This is a genomic window from Phyllobacterium phragmitis (assembly GCF_002980495.1).
GTDB lineage: Bacteria > Pseudomonadota > Alphaproteobacteria > Rhizobiales > Rhizobiaceae > Paramesorhizobium > Paramesorhizobium phragmitis.
Genome location: NZ_PVBR01000009.1, coordinates 163,948 through 179,802, shown reverse-complemented (window position 1 = coordinate 179,802; position 15,855 = coordinate 163,948). Strand labels below are relative to the sequence as shown.

13 protein-coding genes and 1 pseudogene are annotated in these 15,855 nt (G+C 60.3%); 7 read left to right on the top strand and 7 right to left on the bottom strand.

Annotation, left to right across the window (positions count from 1 at the left end):
* Positions 1-60: 60 nt before the first annotated feature.
* The 3 genes and pseudogenes from C5748_RS14380 to C5748_RS29495 all read right to left on the bottom strand — a co-directional run.
* A complete protein-coding gene (locus C5748_RS14380) occupies positions 61-1,077 on the bottom strand; it encodes a Zn-dependent oxidoreductase (protein ID WP_105742614.1) in 1,017 nt (338 codons plus the stop codon).
* A 171-nt stretch (positions 1,078-1,248) separates the two neighbouring features.
* Positions 1,249-1,884, bottom strand: coding sequence for a substrate binding domain-containing protein (locus C5748_RS14375; protein ID WP_425350253.1), 636 nt, complete (start codon positions 1,882-1,884; stop codon positions 1,249-1,251).
* A 141-nt stretch (positions 1,885-2,025) separates the two neighbouring features.
* A pseudogene (locus C5748_RS29495) lies at positions 2,026-2,151 on the bottom strand (helix-turn-helix domain-containing protein); the annotation flags it as partial.
* Positions 2,152-2,248: 97 nt separating this feature from the next.
* On the opposite strand from C5748_RS29495, the gene C5748_RS14370 reads away from it, so the two are divergent.
* Positions 2,249-2,932 (top strand): L,D-transpeptidase, encoded by a 684-nt coding sequence (locus C5748_RS14370; protein ID WP_105742612.1) that lies wholly within the window; start codon positions 2,249-2,251, stop codon positions 2,930-2,932.
* A gap of 89 nt (positions 2,933-3,021) precedes the next feature.
* Here C5748_RS14370 and C5748_RS14365 read toward each other — a convergent pair whose 3' ends face one another.
* From C5748_RS14365 to C5748_RS14355, 3 genes are read right to left on the bottom strand one after another with little or no spacing between them, the layout of a single operon-like run.
* A complete protein-coding gene (locus tag C5748_RS14365; protein ID WP_105742611.1) occupies positions 3,022-4,152 on the bottom strand; it encodes an osmoprotectant NAGGN system M42 family peptidase in 1,131 nt (376 codons plus the stop codon).
* Positions 4,149-5,957 (bottom strand): N-acetylglutaminylglutamine synthetase, encoded by a 1,809-nt coding sequence (gene ngg, locus C5748_RS14360; protein ID WP_105742610.1) that lies wholly within the window; start codon positions 5,955-5,957, stop codon positions 4,149-4,151. Before ngg ends, C5748_RS14365 begins: the two co-directional genes overlap by 4 nt.
* 4 nt (positions 5,958-5,961) lie before the next feature.
* Positions 5,962-7,737, bottom strand: a complete 1,776-nt coding sequence (locus C5748_RS14355) for an N-acetylglutaminylglutamine amidotransferase (protein ID WP_105742646.1) — start codon at positions 7,735-7,737, stop codon at positions 5,962-5,964.
* 156 nt (positions 7,738-7,893) lie between these two features.
* Here C5748_RS14355 and C5748_RS14350 point away from each other — a divergent pair, with 156 nt between their 5' ends.
* Complete coding sequence (locus C5748_RS14350) at positions 7,894-8,322, top strand: MarR family winged helix-turn-helix transcriptional regulator (RefSeq protein ID WP_245581799.1); 429 nt, start codon at positions 7,894-7,896, stop codon at positions 8,320-8,322.
* A gap of 25 nt (positions 8,323-8,347) precedes the next feature.
* On the opposite strand, the gene C5748_RS14345 is transcribed toward C5748_RS14350, so the two are convergent.
* Entirely contained in the window at positions 8,348-9,598 is a 1,251-nt protein-coding gene (locus tag C5748_RS14345; RefSeq protein WP_105742608.1) for a Zn-dependent hydrolase, read from the bottom strand.
* A gap of 144 nt (positions 9,599-9,742) precedes the next feature.
* On the opposite strand from C5748_RS14345, the gene C5748_RS14340 reads away from it, so the two are divergent.
* From C5748_RS14340 to C5748_RS14320, 5 genes are all read left to right on the top strand, one after another.
* Positions 9,743-11,311, top strand: coding sequence for an ABC transporter substrate-binding protein (locus tag C5748_RS14340; RefSeq protein ID WP_105742607.1), 1,569 nt, complete (start codon positions 9,743-9,745; stop codon positions 11,309-11,311).
* A 65-nt stretch (positions 11,312-11,376) separates the two neighbouring features.
* Complete coding sequence (locus C5748_RS14335; RefSeq protein ID WP_105742606.1) at positions 11,377-12,324, top strand: ABC transporter permease; 948 nt, start codon at positions 11,377-11,379, stop codon at positions 12,322-12,324.
* Positions 12,321-14,132, top strand: a complete 1,812-nt coding sequence (locus C5748_RS14330) for a dipeptide/oligopeptide/nickel ABC transporter permease/ATP-binding protein (protein WP_105742605.1) — start codon at positions 12,321-12,323, stop codon at positions 14,130-14,132. Before C5748_RS14335 ends, C5748_RS14330 begins: the two co-directional genes overlap by 4 nt.
* Positions 14,129-14,983: an ATP-binding cassette domain-containing protein gene (locus tag C5748_RS14325; RefSeq protein ID WP_105742604.1), complete on the top strand. Its 855-nt coding sequence runs from the start codon at positions 14,129-14,131 to the stop codon at positions 14,981-14,983. Before C5748_RS14330 ends, C5748_RS14325 begins: the two co-directional genes overlap by 4 nt.
* Positions 14,976-15,758, top strand: a complete 783-nt coding sequence (locus C5748_RS14320; RefSeq protein ID WP_105742603.1) for a FadR/GntR family transcriptional regulator — start codon at positions 14,976-14,978, stop codon at positions 15,756-15,758. Before C5748_RS14325 ends, C5748_RS14320 begins: the two co-directional genes overlap by 8 nt.
* Positions 15,759-15,855: the final 97 nt, after the last annotated feature.

Below are 15,855 nucleotides of genomic sequence, written 5' to 3'. Positions count from 1 at the left end.
TCCCTTGTTGTGCCTACCGAACACCGGTGGCCATATTGGTTCAGCGGCTTGCACCGCACGTCAACTGAAATCCAGCTGTACCTTTACCGTTTTTTCCGGAGCCTGTTCGATCAGTGCGAAGGCATCCTTCGCATCGCTGCCGCTGAACGTCTGGGTGATCATCGCTTCCGGCTTCAATTGCCCGCTTTCCAGCCAGCCGATCACCTCGGGCAAAAGCCGGCGGCTGAGCCGTGAACCGACGAGCGTCAGTTCCTTCTTGACGATCTCCTGCTGCGATACATTGCAGGGGGCCGGCGAAAAGCCGAGAATTCCGATTCGCCCGGCCGGGCTTGCCACGCGGCAGGCCTCTTCCAGAAGCGCTGGGACGCCTGCGCCGTCGATAACCAGCGTCGGCCCCAATCCGTCATTTTCACCGGCGACACTTGCCGGCACGTCGTCCTTGCCCGACTGGAGAAGCCGGTCGGCGCCGAATTGTTCCGCGCGCTCGAGGCGTCGCTTGTCCGGATCCGCGACAATGACCCGCGCACCCTTCAGCTTGGCGACTTGCAGGACGGTCAGCCCGACAGTGCCGGAACCGTAGATAAGGATGGTATCGCGCTCGTCGCATCCGGTGCGGACAAGCACGTTGGCGGCAATCGAGAACGGTTCGGCCAGTGCCGCAACTGAGATCGGCAAGCTCTTGGAGACTTTCACCGCATTGGCCGCCGGCACGACGACTTGCGAGCGGAAACCGCCATCGCGGTGGACGCCCAGCACCTCCAGATTGGCGCAGACATTGGAGCGCCCGACGCGGCAGGCATAACAATGACCGCAGGATATGACCGGGTCGACGACGACATTGTCGCCCACGGAGAGCGCGGTGACGGCAGCGCCTGTTGCGGCGATGGTGCCCGCAAATTCGTGGCCGATCACGCGCGGATATTTGGCGAAGGGATTGGAGCCATGAAGGATATGGATGTCGGAACCGCAAATTCCGGCGCTTGAAACCTTGACCCGTACTTCATCCGGGCCGGGCTCGGCGCGATCAGCCTCGATAACCTCAAGAGAATGCGGCGCACGCACACGGACTGCTATCAATATCAGAGTTCCTCCCGCATTCCACCATTCGCGGTCAATCGCCAGTTTGGCAATGCTCTAATGCTGCCATGGTAGTATGTCAATATTTCCACGGCAATTTCTACAGAGATGCACAGCCTTGGTCGCAGGCGAGGGGTGGAAAGTCAGATACGCAGCTTGCAGGACCGGATATCAGTCGATGCCTTCGATCTTTCTTAGTTTCAGGACAAGGAAATCAATGAAAGCCCGAACGGTCGGCCTCATAAAGCGCGTCGAGGGGTATGTGAGGAACATCTCCGTTGGTCGGAGTGCATAGTCTGGCAGGATATGAATAAGCGTGCCTGCCGCGAGATCATCGGCCACGAGGATCACCTGGACCGGTCCCGCTCCACGCCCGCTCCTCAGGCTGCGGGTAATCACCTGCGAATTGTTCGTTCGCAAGCTCGGACGAACGGGAATCTCGAACGTCTCCTCTCCCCGACACAGGGTTAGCGTATTGCGGGCTGACAGCACGACCATTGTCGTCACGATATTGAGATCGGTCAGGCGCTCCACCGATTCGACAAGGCCGACCGACTCCAAAAATTTGGGCGATGCTACGAGGATGCGCTTCACCAGCCCGATCCGCCGCGCGATCACATCCTGATTCTCCGGTTTGTCATAGCGAATTGCCAGGTCGAAATTCTCATAGACAAGATCAACGTGGCGGTTGTCGAGCACCAGATCAACGCAGACGAGGGGGTGGTCGTCCTGGAATTCCATCACGATCCGGTCCAGGTGCTGCGCGCCGATGCATGAGGGGGCAAAGATGCGAAGCGTCCCCTGCATCTCGCCGACATCGCGACGGACGCCTTCGAGCGCAGCTTCGATGGATGCGAGCGCCACCCGGCTGGTTTCGTACAAGGCCAACCCTTGCGCTGTCGGCCTCACGGCTCGATTGCTGCGCTCGAGCAGTCTGGCGTTGACGTGCCGCTCCAAATTCCTCAGGTGCTTCGTGACAGCCGGCTGTGAGATGGCGAGATCCTTGGCCGCACCGGTGATCGACCCTTTTTCGACGGTTCTCACGAAGGCCCGCAACGCCGCGTTGATATCCATGCATATCTCCTGGTTATGGCTGCAATTCCATCATAACCGATAGACAGTAGCGGCGCCATGCGGCTTGATGGCGGAATCAAAGGAGTATGGATCGAACATGTCAATCAACCGCCGCTCAGTGATAGTAGGACTGCCGTTTGCTCTCGGTGGCTGCATCACAAATGAATCAGTTTCGATAAAGCCGCAGGCGTTTAGCCCGGTCAAAGATCAGTATTATCGCTCGATGTATGGCTCGATCACTTCGGAGCCGTGGCCGATCGCTGCTGTCGATCTGACGAACGTCAACCCGAAATTCTTTCGCCAGGAAGTGTCCTACGCATCATCCTATGCGCCGGGCACGGTAGTGGTGGATCCCAATGAGCGCTTTGCCTACCTCGTCGGGGAAAACGATAGGGCGCTTCGCTATGGCGTGGGTGTGGGCAAGGTCGAGGCCTTCAATTTCCAGGGCGAGGCCACGATTGCTGCGAAGAAGGAATGGCCGGGCTGGCGACCAACGCCGGACATGATCGCTCGAGAGCCTGACCGGTATGGTCCCCTCAAAGGCGGCCTGCCAGGCGGGCCAAGGAACCCCCTCGGCCCCCGCGCCCTTTATCTCTTCCGGAATGGTCAGGATACCTTCTATCGACTGCATGGCACAGTGGAACCCTGGACGATCGGTACAAAGGTATCCTCGGGCTGCATCCGTCTGTTCAACCAGGATATCATCGATCTCTACAGTCGCGTCCCAGCTGGAACGAAGGCTGTGGTTCTCCCGACATTTGCCACGGATGAAGTCGCCTGACCGCCTAAAGAGCGAAGCCACCTATCCATCCCGGTCGGAAGGGATGAGACCAAAGGCTGCCGGCACGGCATGCATCTGTAGCCGGTTCTCTAAATCTTGCTTTTGGTTTTCGGCACGGGTTGTCTCGGGAAGGATTGCACGTCAGAAAATTCCTCGGTATCGCGGGCGATCTCGATCGGACTTGTCACATAATGCGTTAGCAACTCGCCCACCGAGCGGAGTGCATCGAGGTGAATGCGCTCGTAACCATGCGAAGCATCGATACCGAAGGTGACGAGTGCCGTTCGGATGTCATGGCCCGCTTCAAGCGCGGAGGCCGAGTCGGAGCGGTAATAGCGGAAAATGTCCTTCCGGTATTTGATTCCGTTCTTCTGACATAGCTCCGTGAGTTGCCTGGTGAGATGATAATCGAACGGGCCGGATTGATCGGCCATACAAATGGTCACGCCGAACTCGGAAGAGTTCTGGCCTGGCGCGGTGGTGCCATTGTCGACAGCCACAAGGGAAGCGACATCGGGCCTGATCACCGAGGAGGCGCCGACGCCGACCTCTTCAGCGATGGTGAATAGCCAGTGCACATCGACAGGAGCGACAGCGCCTGAGCGCTCGAACGCTTCGATGGTGGCGAGCATGATCGCCACGCCTGCCTTGTCGTCGAGATGACGAGAGTTGATAAAGCCGTTGTCCAGAAATTCCGACTGCGGATCGACCGCGACAATGTCGCCGATATCGATACCCAATGCGACCGTTTCTTCGGCGCTGGTCGTCGGCGCATCGATACGCAGTTCGACGAAACCCCAGCCGGTAGGCTGGGTATCCACTTCCTCGTTGAAAGTGTGGCCCGAAGCCTTGAGCGGCAGGATCGTGCCCCGGAGGATCTTCTCATATCCGTAGATCGTGACGCGGGCCCCCTCGGCAAAGCGGGCCGACCAGTGGCCGATCGGCACGAGTTCGAGACGGCCATTGGACTTGATCGCCTTTACCTGGGCGCCGAGCGTATCGATATGCGAGACAATTGCGCGGGCGCCCTCGCGCCTGCCGCCTTGGCTCACGGCGCGGATCGCTCCGCGGCGCGTCAGTTCCGGCTTTAGTCCGAGCCGCTCCAGTTCACGGCTGCAGTAGCGTACGGCGTTATCGGTGTAGCCGGTCGGACTGTCGATCGATAGTATTGTCCTTAGCTGGCCCAGCAGATAGTCCGCATCGATATTGAGCTTGCTCATGCAATTGCCGTTCTGTTGGACGCTTCCTGGGTTCGCCGGGCCCGCGACAGCGGAAAAAGCAGGTCGAGAAAGCGTTCGGCGGTCGGTTGCGGTTCATGATTGGCCAGCCCGGGTCGCTCGTTCGCCTCAATGAATACATAGTCCGGCTGTGACGGGGATTTGACCATGAAATCGATCCCGGTGACAGGTATGTCGATTGCCTGCGATGCGCGGCAGGCTGCCTCCACCAGCTTTGGATGCACGATGTCTGTTACGTCATGGATAGAACCTCCGGTATGGAGATTTGCGGTCTTGCGCACCAGGACTTCTTCGCCTGCGGCGGGAATGGTCTCCAGCGTCTTGCCCGACGCGGCGAGGCAGCGCTGCGTCTCGTCATCGATAGGGATCGTGCTTTCGCCGGCGGTGGCCGCCGCACGCCGCCGGGACTGCAGTTCGATCAGCGCCTTCAGATTGCTCTGGCCGTCCCCCAGCACGCATGGCGGGCGTCGCACCGCCGCCGCGACCAGCTTGTGATCGATCACGACCAGCCGCAGATCCTGCCCGTCGAAGCAATCCTCAATTAGCACGCGTTCGCTGATTTCACGCGCCTCGGCCACGGCCTGTTTCACATCCTCCGTCCTGGTCAGGCCAACGGATACGCCGCGGCCTTGCTCGCCGCGTGCAGGCTTGACCACCACTGTCTTGTGCGAATCCAGGAATTCCGCGATCGCGTTTTCATCATCCGCGGTGATCTGCTCCGGCACTTCGAGCCCGGCTGCCGAGACGATGCGTCGTGTCACTGCCTTGTCGTCGCAGATCGAAACGGCAACGCCCGACGTCATCTCCGACAAGCTCTCCCGGCAGTGGATCGAGCGTCCGCCATAGGTAAGGCGGAAGAATCCGCCCGCCGCGTCGGTGATTTCCGCGTGAACGCCGCGCCGCCGCGCCTCATCGACAATGATACGGGCATACGGGTTGAGCGCATCGTACTCTTCCAGCGGAGTAGCGAAGAGCTTCTCGTTGATCGGGTTCTTCCGCTTGACCGCGAAGACTGGAATACGCCGGAATCCCAGTTTTTCGTACAGCCCGATCGCCTGCTCATTGTCGTGCAGGACCGAAAGGTCGACATGGGCTGCGCCACGCGCCTGGAAATACTCGGAGACCCGTCGCACCAGCACCTCACCGATTCCCGGATGCCTGGACTGCGGATCGACCGCTAGACACCACAGCGAGGAGCCGCGTTCGGGATCGTTGAACAGCCGATGGTGATCCACGCCGGTGACGGTGCCGATGATCTCGCCTGTCGCCTCCTCCTCGGCAACGAAATAGGTGAGCGAGCGGCTGTCGCGCTTCGCCCAGAAAAAATCGGGTGAGACCGGCACCATGCCGCGCGATGCATAGATCGCGTTGACCGCCTTGGCGTCGGCTTCCGAGGCAAGCCGGCGAACAAAGAAGCCTTTCGGCTGTCGTCTGCTAACCCGGTAGGTCGACAGGTCAAGCCGGTAGGTATGTGACGGGTCGAGAAAAGTCTCCTCTGGCGCTAGCGTCAAAAGGACATGTGGGTCGCGCACATAAAAGGCGATGTCACGCTGATCCTGCCGTTCCTGGCGCAGCGCATCGACGATTTCCTGGTTGCTCGTAAAGGTCTGCGCAAAAATCAGACGGCCCCATCCGCAGTCGAGCACGACTGATTTGCGCGCCAGGTCTCCAGCATCGCCGCCATTGTCGATCGGCGCCTTCATCGAATGAACACGCAGCCGCCTTAGACGATGGTCGAGTGCTCCTTCGCTCCTCCCGCTGTTTCGCGTACCGACAGCTTTTGTCATCTCGCTAAATCCCGTGCGTCTGGAGCCACATTTCGAGCAGTCCCGCCTGCCACAGTTCCGAGCCGCGCAGCGGCGTAATGTGCTCTGCCGGCGCGGCAAACAATGTTTCGAGATAGTCCTCCCTGAACAGGCCGCGCTCGCGCGCCGCAGCGGACGTCAAGGCATCGCGGACCATGTCGAGATAGGGACCGTCGACATATTTGAGCTGCGGAACCGGGAAATAGCCCTTCTTGCGATCGATCACCTCGTGAGGGATGACCAGGCGGGCCGCATCCTTGAGCACGCCCTTGCCATTGTCCTTCAGCTTTTCCTCTGGTGGAATGCGGGCGGCAAGCTCCACCAACTCGTGATCGAGGAACGGCACCCGGGCCTCCAGACCCCAGGCCATCGTCATGTTATCCACCCGCTTCACCGGATCGTCGACGAGCATGATATTGGAATCGAGCCTCAACGCGCGGTCGACCGGTGTATCGGCGCCAGCGCGCATGAGTTCTGCTTCGACGAATTCGCGGCTGTAATCTTCGCCGTCAATCCAATCCTGCCCAAGCTGGCGTTTCAATGTCTCGTGCGAGCGATCGCAGAAGACGCTGGTGTAATCGCCCACCAAATCGTTGGAATTGGCCAATGGCGGATACCAATGATAACCGCCGAATACTTCGTCTGCACCCTGCCCGGATTGCACCACCTTGATATGCTTGGAGACCTCTTGCGACAGAAGGTAAAACCCGACATTGTCATATGAGACCATTGGCTCCGACATCGCCGCGAAGGTTCCCGGCAGCGCGTCCATCAGGCGCTCCGATGGAACGAAGATCTTGTGGTGATCGGTTCCGAACTCGCGGGCGATCAAGTCGGAATAGACGAACTCATCGCCCTTCTCGCCATTGGCTTCCTCGAAGCCGACCGAAAAGCTCATCAATCCTGTTTGACCTGCCTCGGCAAGAAGCCCCACGATCAGGCTGGAATCGACGCCGCCGGAGAGCAGGACGCCCACCGGAACATCGGCCACCATGCGCCGTTTCACCGCCAGCCGCAACGCTTCCAGCACTCGGTCGCGCCACTCTTCACTGGAGATGCCGCTTTCGGCCGGATTGCGCTGATAGGGCGGATCCCAATAAACATGGTCGGAGAACTGTCCGTCCCCTTCGATGATACGGACGGTTGCCGGCGGCAGCTTGCGCACGCCATTGATGATGGTGCGCGGTGGCGGCACCACGGCATGAAAGGTCATGTAGTGATGCAGCGCCACGCGGTCGATCGACGTATCGATATCTCCCGCCTTCAGCAATGCGGGCAGCGATGAGGCAAAGCGCAGCTTCCGGCCCGAGTGGGCGAGGTAGAGCGGCTTGATGCCGAAGCGGTCGCGCGCCATGATGATACGGCCGCTGTCGCGCTCCTGAATGACGAAGGCGAACATGCCGTTGAAACGTTCAACGCATCGCCTGCCCCAGGCGTGCCAGGCCTTGAGGATCACTTCCGTATCGCCCTGCGAGAAGAAGCTGTAGCCTTCCGCCTCCAGTTCGCGGCGCAATTCCGGATAATTATAGATGCAACCGTTGAAAGCGATCGTCAGGCCAAGCATCGAATCGACCATGGGCTGCTGAGCTTTTTCCGACAGGTCGATGATGCGAAGCCGCCGATGGCCGAAACCCGCGCTGCCATGGGAAACAATGCCCGAGCCGTCCGGGCCCCTTGGCGCAAGGGCGTCCATCATCTTCGAAATCGCTGAAACGGATGGCGCGACGCCATCAAATCTTACTTCACCACAAATGCCGCACATCGGCGGATCCATATCCTCCATTGTTCATTGCCAAATTGCATTCACAGGTCCATATAGTTAGAGTTCAAATGATTTGAAGTCAAATAAAACGCCATGAGCCAAAAATTTTCATCCCCCACGCTCGCTGAGGCCGTCTCACCGGAGGAAACGCGCAGCTTGCTGAAATCGATCCGCCGCATCGTTCGCGCCAACGATCTGCAGTCGCGCGCGCTGGCGAAATCCATTGGGCTGACCGGGCCGCAGCTGGTGATCCTCATGGCGGTGGCGGAACTCGGGGAAGTGACGACAAAAGCGTTGGCCGATCATGCGGATCTGAGTCCGGCGACCGTCGTGACGGTACTGGAAAATCTGGAGCAGCGGGTGATTGTGCAGCGTTACAGATCAGACATTGATCGCCGCATCGTGTTCACGCGGCTCACCGCGAAAGGGCAGCAACTCATCTCTCATGCACCGCGCGTATTCGGCGACGCGTTTGCCCAGCGCTTTGCAAGCCTTCCTTCCAGTCGAAGACGCGAGCTCATTTCGCGGGTGACCACGCTGGCGGAGCTCATGAGCACCGGTGTAGAGGATGGTTCTCACATCTGAACATCCGGTCGGCTGTTTGATTATATCAGCCGGTGCTGCCGCTGAGTCTCACCAGCGCCGCAAGCATGAGATTGGCGCCCCTTTCGATATCCGCCCAGTCGGTCCACTCCATCGGAGAATGACTGATGCCGCCGCGACTCGGCACGAAAATCAGCGCCGAGGGGCACGATGCCTGCATCGTCTGTGCGTCATGTCCCGCACCCGACGGCATTGCAAGCGCCTCCAATCCCAGCCTGTGCGCTTCTTCATGGAACAATGTGGCGAGGTCCCGATCCAGTTGAACCGGTGCGATGCGGCTTTGTTCCACGATGCTGGCTTTGAGGTTATTTGCACGGGCGACCGAAGCGATCGCGTTCCGCAGGGCTGCGTCGATCGAATCGATGCCCTCGGCTTCGGTGTCGCGAATGTTGATGACGAACTCGGCCTCGCCGGGAATGGTGTGGATAAAATTCGGCCGCAAATCCGCCTTGCCGATCGTAACACGCGTATTCTCGTGTCCATACCGGGCGATAATGCCCGGTATGGCCGTGCCGATCGCTGCAAGGCCGGCAAAAGCATCGGCACGCAGGTTCATCGGCGTCGTGCCCGAGTGATTGGCTTCGCCTTCAAAGCGAACACCAAGATTACGGACGCCGGCGACCGAATATGCGATGCCGATCGGCATGGAGCGGCTCTCCAGCACCGGGCCCTGCTCGACATGAAGTTCAAGGAAAGCGCGGATGTCGCCGCTGCTGCGCTTTGCAGCGAGCGCATCATTGGCGTTCAGGCCCTGGACCGCCATCGCATCAACCAACATGACACCGTCGGCATCGGATGCCTGCGAGAGCCACTTGGAATCCACGACGCCGGCAATGGATTGGGAGCCGAGCATGCCACCGAAGCGTCCTTCCTCCTCGGCTGTCGCCACGATCTCGATCGCGCACTTTGGAAGAAGGCCGGCATCCTGGATCGCGCACACGCATTCCAGCGCGACCGCCACGCCCAGGGCACCGTCGAAGGCGCCGCCTTCCGGCACCGTGTCGAGATGTGATCCGACCATGACGCAGGGACCCTCCGCCGGGCCGAATCGGCCGAAGAGGTTTGCAACGCCATCACGGTGTATGACCAGTCCTGCAGCCCGCATCTGATCCATAAACCATTCCCGGACCGCCATATCGGCGTCGGAATAGCCGACCCGGTTATATCCACCCGTCTGGCGATTGAAGCCGAAGCTGTTGATGCCCTCGAGCAGTCCGCGCAGGCGGTCGGGGTTAATAGCGAGATGGTCACACGGCATCGTTTTTCGTTCTTCTTCAGATATTTATCGGGGCCGCGCGCCTCGTTCTGGAGGCGCGCGCGCCAAATTTATTATGATAAATGCTTGCACGAATGCAAATTATCAGAATTAATTTAAGGCCAGCGTAAGGAAGGGGAACCCGCTATGAAGCCCGTTATAAGGAATGTTTTGGCTGCCATCGTCTCGGCAATGTTGCTAGCCTTCACCTCGCCGGCGTTTGCACAGACACCGCCCAACGCTCTTGTCGTCGGACAGATCGCCGAGCCGAAATCGCTCGACCCGCAGGCCGTCACGGCTGTCAACGATTTTCGCATCCTGGTGAATGTCTATGACGGGCTCACGCGTTACAAGGAGGGCACGCTCGAGGTGGAGCCCTCACTCGCCGAAAGCTGGGATATTTCCGAAGATGGAAAAACCTATACGTTCAAGCTCCGCTCCGGCGTTGTTTTTCATGACGGTTCGCCGTTCAATGCCGAGGCGGTGAAGTTCAACTTCGACCGCATGCTCGACGAGAAGCACCCCTATCACGACACCGGACCGTTTCCGCTGGCCTTCTTCTTCTCCTCGGTCGAGAAGGTTACCGCGCTTGACGATCTCACTGTGGAATTCAAGCTCTCGGAACCCTATGCGCCATTTCTCTCCAACCTTGCCTATCCGACCGGACTTATCGTATCGCCGACGGCGGTGCAGGAGCATGGCAAGGATTTCGGCCGTCATCCGAGCGGCACCGGCGCCTTCAAATTCGCGGAATGGCAGGCGAATTCGCGCGTGGTGGTTACCCGCAACGAGGATTACTGGGACGGCGCCCCGCCGCTTGAAGCTGTCGTTTATCGACCGATCACCGACGCCAATACACGCATAGCCGAAATGCTCTCGGGAGGCCTCGACGTGATGGTGGAGGTTCCCCCCGACAGTCTCAAGCAGTTCCGCGATGACCCCACCTTCACCGTGCAAGAGCAGATCGGGCCGCATCTCTGGTTCCTGATCCTGAACACCAGGGAAGGCCCGTTTGCCAACAAGCAGATCCGCCAGGCGGTGAATTATGCCGTCAACAAGAAAGCGCTGGTGGAGAATGTTCTTCAAGGCACGGCTGAGGTCGCGGCCGGGCCGACCCCGCCGGCATTTGCTTGGGCCTATAATGAGGATCTCGATCCCTATGCCTACGACCCCGACCGCGCCAGGCAACTGCTCAAGGAAGCCGGGTATGACGGTAAGGAACTTACTTTCTACGTGACCGAGGGAGGCTCGGGCATGCTCGATCCCGTGGCGATGGGCACCGCCATCCAGGCCGATCTGGAAGCCGTTGGCATGCCGACGAAGATCGAGACCTATGAGTGGAACACCTTTCTCGGAAAGGTGAACCCCGGTCTCGAAGGCAAGGCGGACATGGCCGAAATGGCCTGGATGACGAATGATCCCGATACATTGCCTTTCCTTACCCTGCGCACGGAAGCATTTCCGGACAAGGGTGGTTTCAACTCGGGTTATTATTCCAACGAAAAGGTGGACGAACTCCTCAGCGAGGCGCGGGCCGCCAACAGCCAGGAGCGCCGCGCCGAGCTCTACAAGGAGATGCAGACGATCGTGCATGACGATGCGCCCTGGCTATTCGTGGCTAACTGGAAGCAGAACGCCGTCACCCGGGCCAATGTCGAGGGCTTCAAGCTGCAGCCGTCGTTCTTCCTGATGCTGCAGGACGTGGCCAAGCAGTGACGTTGTGAGCCGGTCCCTGACGGCAGTCCGTCGGGGCCGGCATTCGGATTTGGAGGGTCAGCGCCGTGGCCGCCTACATCATCAAGCGCCTGTTCGCTGCCATTCCGGTGTTGCTCGGGTTGTCGGTCATCATCTTTTTGATCATGGCGATGATTCCCGGCGATCCGGCGACGGCCATCCTTGGTTCCTACGCGACGCCGGAAAACGTCGAGCGGCTGAACCGCAGTCTCGGTCTCGACAAGTCGCTACCGCAGCAATATGTCATCTGGCTCGGAAACCTGCTTCACGGGGATCTCGGCAGGTCATATGGGCTGAACCGGCCGGTCCTGGACGAGGTGCTGGAGCGCTTCTCCGCAACGCTGATCCTTGCTGGCACGGCGCTGATACTGTGTACGGTCTTCGGACTGCTGGCGGGCATCGTCTCGGCCGTGCGCCAGTTCGGTTGGGTTGACCGGATCGTCACCTTGTTCGTCCTGATCGGCATATCCATACCATCCTTCTTCCTCGGATTGCTGCTGATTCTGCTGTTTGCGGTGCAGTTGCGGTTACTGCCGGCCTCCGGCATGTATGCGATCTATGGGGGCGGCGATCTTGCCGATCTTCTCTACCATCTCATCCTGCCCGCCGTGACGCTCGCCGTCATCGCCACCGGCGTGGTCGCGCGGCTGACGCGCACGGCCATGCTCGAAGTTCTAAGGCAGGACTATATCCGCACGGCGCGGGCGAAAGGACTTAGCGAGCGAAAGGTCATCTATCGCCATGCGCTCAAGGCGGCGATGGTCAGCGTGGTTCCGGTGATCGGGCTCCAGGCGGGCTTTGTGCTTGGTGGCGCCGTCTATATCGAGACGGTGTTCCAATGGCCGGGTATCGGCGCCATGCTCGTCAAGGCTATTTCCACGCGGGATATTCTTCTCGTGCAGGGAGGGGTGCTGTTTGTCGCCGCCGCCTATGTGTTCGTCAATCTCATTGCCGATATCGTGCAGGCGATCCTTGACCCGAGGCTGAAGACATGAGCACGCAAGCCGTGGAAGTGGTGGCGCCCGAGCGCGATGGCCGCCTGCGTATGGCCTGGCGGCTCCTCATGAACAACAGGTTGGCGGCTGCCGGTTTCTACGCGATCACCCTGATCGTCGTCATGGCGCTGCTGGCTCCGGTCCTGCCGCTCCACGATCCCGATATAACCAGCCCGGCCGACCGCCTGCTGCCCGTGCTTTCCGAAGGCCATATGCTCGGCACCGATCATCTGGGGCGGGACGTGCTGGCGCGCCTCGTCTGGGGAACCCGCGTTTCGCTGTTTGTCGGCATTGCCGCTGCTTTCGTGGCGGCGTTCCTGGGCTCTGTTATCGGCCTTGTCGCCGGCTATGCGGGCGGGCGCGCCGACAATCTCATCATGCGCGGCATCGATATGCTGATGGCATTTCCTTATATCCTGCTGGCGCTTGCCATCGTGGCAGTGCTGGGCCCGGGTCTGCTCAATGCGCTCTACGCCATCGCCATCGTCAATATCCCGTTTTTCGCCCGCAATGTGCGCGGAATTACGCTCGGCCTCTCGCACAGGGAATTCGTCGATGCCGCGCGCCTTTCCGGCAAGAGCCATATTGCAATCGTGGCGACGGAAATCCTGCCCAATGTGCTGCCGATCGTCGTCATCACCATGTCGACCACCATCGGGTGGATGATCCTGGAAACAGCGGGGCTCAGTTTCCTGGGCCTTGGCGCACAGCCGCCGCAAGCGGATCTCGGCTCCATGCTGGGCCAGGGCAGGGCACTTCTATTCACCGCTCCGATGGTTTCAGTGATTCCCGGCGTGATGGTCTTCCTCATCGTCATGAGCGTCAATCTGCTTGGCGATGGGGTGCGGGACGTACTCGACCCGCGCCTGAGAGCCGGTTCGCTTGGCCGTCCCATGCCGGTGACCCGCATCGAACGCGAAAATGTGCCGGTGCCCGACGAGACCGCAAAGGCTTCGGCCCTCGCAGTCGTGGAACTGGAGACCAGCTTCGAGGCAAGGAGCGGAAGGCAGCGGGCGGTGAAGGATATCAGCTTCACTTTGCGGAAGGGCGAATGCCTCGGCCTGATCGGCGAAAGCGGATCCGGCAAGAGCGTTACCGCGCTTTCCATCCTCGGCCTCGTGGCCTCGCCCCCCGGCGTCATCACCGGCGGAGCCGTAACGATAGAGGGGCGCGACGTGCTGTCGCTCGACGAGACGCAGATCGCCTCCTTCCGGGGCGGCAAAGTGGCGTATATCTTCCAGGATCCGCTGACGACGCTGCATCCGCTCTTCACGATCGGCGAACAGGTGGCCGAGGCCGTCCGGGCGCATCAGCCGGTCGGTCGCGCCGCGGCCCATCGCAAGGCGGTCGAACTCCTGGGGACCGTGCAGATCCCTGATCCCGAGCAGCGCGCACGCGCCTATCCGCACGAGCTTTCGGGCGGGCAGCGCCAGCGCGTGGGTATCGCGATGGCGCTCGCCAACGATCCCGATATCATTATCGCCGACGAGCCAACCACGGCGCTCGACGTCACCGTGCAGGCGGAAATATTGCGGCTGCTGCAGGTCTTGCGGCGCGAACGGGGATTGGCGCTTTTGTTCATCACACACGACTTCGGCGTCGTGGCCGAGATCTGTGACCGGGTGGCAGTCATGCGGCACGGAGAAATCGTGGAGACGGGAGAGACTGCTGCCGTCCTGGGCAATCCGGAACATCCCTATACGAAGCGGCTGATCGCCTGTGTTCCTGTGCCGGGGCAGGGCAGGGGTTTCCTCGACGCGATCCGCGCGATGCCGCCTGCCGACATAGCGGGAGGGCGCAGCGCATGACGGAAGACAGAAAATCCGTGGATGCAATCAGCGTGACCGATCTCAGCAAGACCTTCGCCGGCGAATGGTCGTTGTTCAGCGGGCGCGGTTATGAGATCAGGGCGGTCAGAGACATCACGCTGGCATTGCGGTATGGAGAGACGCTTGCCGTCGTTGGCGAAAGCGGTTCGGGCAAGTCCACGCTCGCGCGCATGATGGTGGGTCTCGAAACGCCTACATCAGGCGACATGCGCATTACCGGAAAGGATGCCGCCGCTCTGAGAGCCGAGGGGCCCCGCGCTTTCGGGCGGGTTATCCAGTATGTCTTTCAGGATCCGGTATCCTCGCTCAATCCGCGCAAGACCGTCGACGCGATCCTCGACCCGCCGCTGCGGCTTTTGAAGGGATATGACCGGGTTCGGCGCCGGGCCCGCATGAAGGAACTCATGGATGCCGTGCAGATGCCGGCCAACGCGCTGGAGCGCTACCCACATGAATTCTCCGGCGGCCAGGCCCAGCGCATCGCCATTGCCCGGGCATTGGCCGCGGAGCCGCGTATCATCGTACTCGACGAGCCGGTTTCGGCCCTCGATGTCTCCGTTCAAGCGCAGATCCTGCTGCTGCTGGAGGATCTGCGAAAGGAATTCGATATGTCATATCTGTTCATCAGTCACGACCTCGCCGTGGTGGAAAGCATCTCCGACAGGGTTGCGGTCATGTATTCCGGTGAGATCGTTGAAATTGCCCCCGCGGAGCAGCTTTTCAGATCACCCCGGCACGAATATACGAGAAAGCTGTTATCGAGTGCGCCGCGGCTGAAAACCGCCTGGACGCCTCGGTCAACTGGAGGGCGGATAGCCGCACATGAGTGAGATGCCGGGGCGAGAAGAAACCATTGCAGACGTGCCCGTGGTGATCCGCCGCCGCAAGCGGCCGGACGCCGTAGCAGACCAGATTCGTGATCGAATCGTCGAACATGGTCTCTCACCAGGTGACCGCCTGCCTCACGAGTGGATCGAGCCGGAAGCCTGGCATGTCTCTCGCGGTACGCTCCGCGAAGCCCTGAAGGTTCTGGAATCGCAAGGGTTGACACTGAGCAAGACCGGACCGGGCGGCGGTGTATTCGTCGCTTCCGTCGAGGCCGAACAGGCGATCCGGCTCCTCGACAATCTGTTCCTCCACCAGCCACCGTCGATTGCCGAGATCTACGCGATCCGCAAGGAACTGGAGCCGCTATTGGCCGCGAGTCTGGCAGGAAAGCTGACGCCGCCTGCATTCGCATTGCTGCAGGCGAAAATACGCTTGTATGAGGACGAGCCGGCGACGGTCGAGGAAGAATATCGGCAGAGAATGGCCGAACTCGACTTCCATGATGCATTGGCGCGGCTTTGTGAAAACCGATTGCTGGGCTTTCTCTGCCGTTTCCTGGTCAGCTTGCTGAAGGATATGGCGGCTTGCAGGGACGTATACCAACAGCACAATCCCGTGCTGCGCGAAACGGGGCTGCACTATCAGGTGGCGTTGTTGCGGGCAATCAAAGCCGGCGATGCCGAGCGGGCCTCCACAATCATGCGCCACCATATGATTGCGGCCGAGATCTATATGCTGGAGCGGACAGAAATCCGCCGAGGTCATGCATCGCGGTGACCGCGATCGGCGCTGCCGCCGACATACCCGTCGTCATTCGCGGCATGGCCCTAGCTTGCCCCATTAGGGAGGTCTCCCTATTCTCTTACTCGCATGA

What these genes read in the sequence shown, in the direction of transcription:
- C5748_RS14355 (WP_105742646.1), bottom strand. Translation starts at nt 7,737, where the DNA reads ATGTGCGGCATTTGTGGTGAAGTAAGATTTGATGGCGTCGCGCCATCC.
- C5748_RS14345 (WP_105742608.1), bottom strand. Translation starts at nt 9,598, where the DNA reads ATGCCGTGTGACCATCTCGCTATTAACCCCGACCGCCTGCGCGGACTG.
- C5748_RS14330 (WP_105742605.1), top strand. Translation starts at nt 12,321, where the DNA reads ATGAGCACGCAAGCCGTGGAAGTGGTGGCGCCCGAGCGCGATGGCCGC.
- C5748_RS14340 (WP_105742607.1), top strand. Translation starts at nt 9,743, where the DNA reads ATGAAGCCCGTTATAAGGAATGTTTTGGCTGCCATCGTCTCGGCAATG.
- ngg (WP_105742610.1), bottom strand. Translation starts at nt 5,957, where the DNA reads ATGACAAAAGCTGTCGGTACGCGAAACAGCGGGAGGAGCGAAGGAGCA.
- C5748_RS14375 (WP_425350253.1), bottom strand. Translation starts at nt 1,884, where the DNA reads ATGCAGGGGACGCTTCGCATCTTTGCCCCCTCATGCATCGGCGCGCAG.
- C5748_RS14365 (WP_105742611.1), bottom strand. Translation starts at nt 4,152, where the DNA reads ATGAGCAAGCTCAATATCGATGCGGACTATCTGCTGGGCCAGCTAAGG.
- C5748_RS14320 (WP_105742603.1), top strand. Translation starts at nt 14,976, where the DNA reads ATGAGTGAGATGCCGGGGCGAGAAGAAACCATTGCAGACGTGCCCGTG.
- C5748_RS14370 (WP_105742612.1), top strand. Translation starts at nt 2,249, where the DNA reads ATGTCAATCAACCGCCGCTCAGTGATAGTAGGACTGCCGTTTGCTCTC.
- C5748_RS14325 (WP_105742604.1), top strand. Translation starts at nt 14,129, where the DNA reads ATGACGGAAGACAGAAAATCCGTGGATGCAATCAGCGTGACCGATCTC.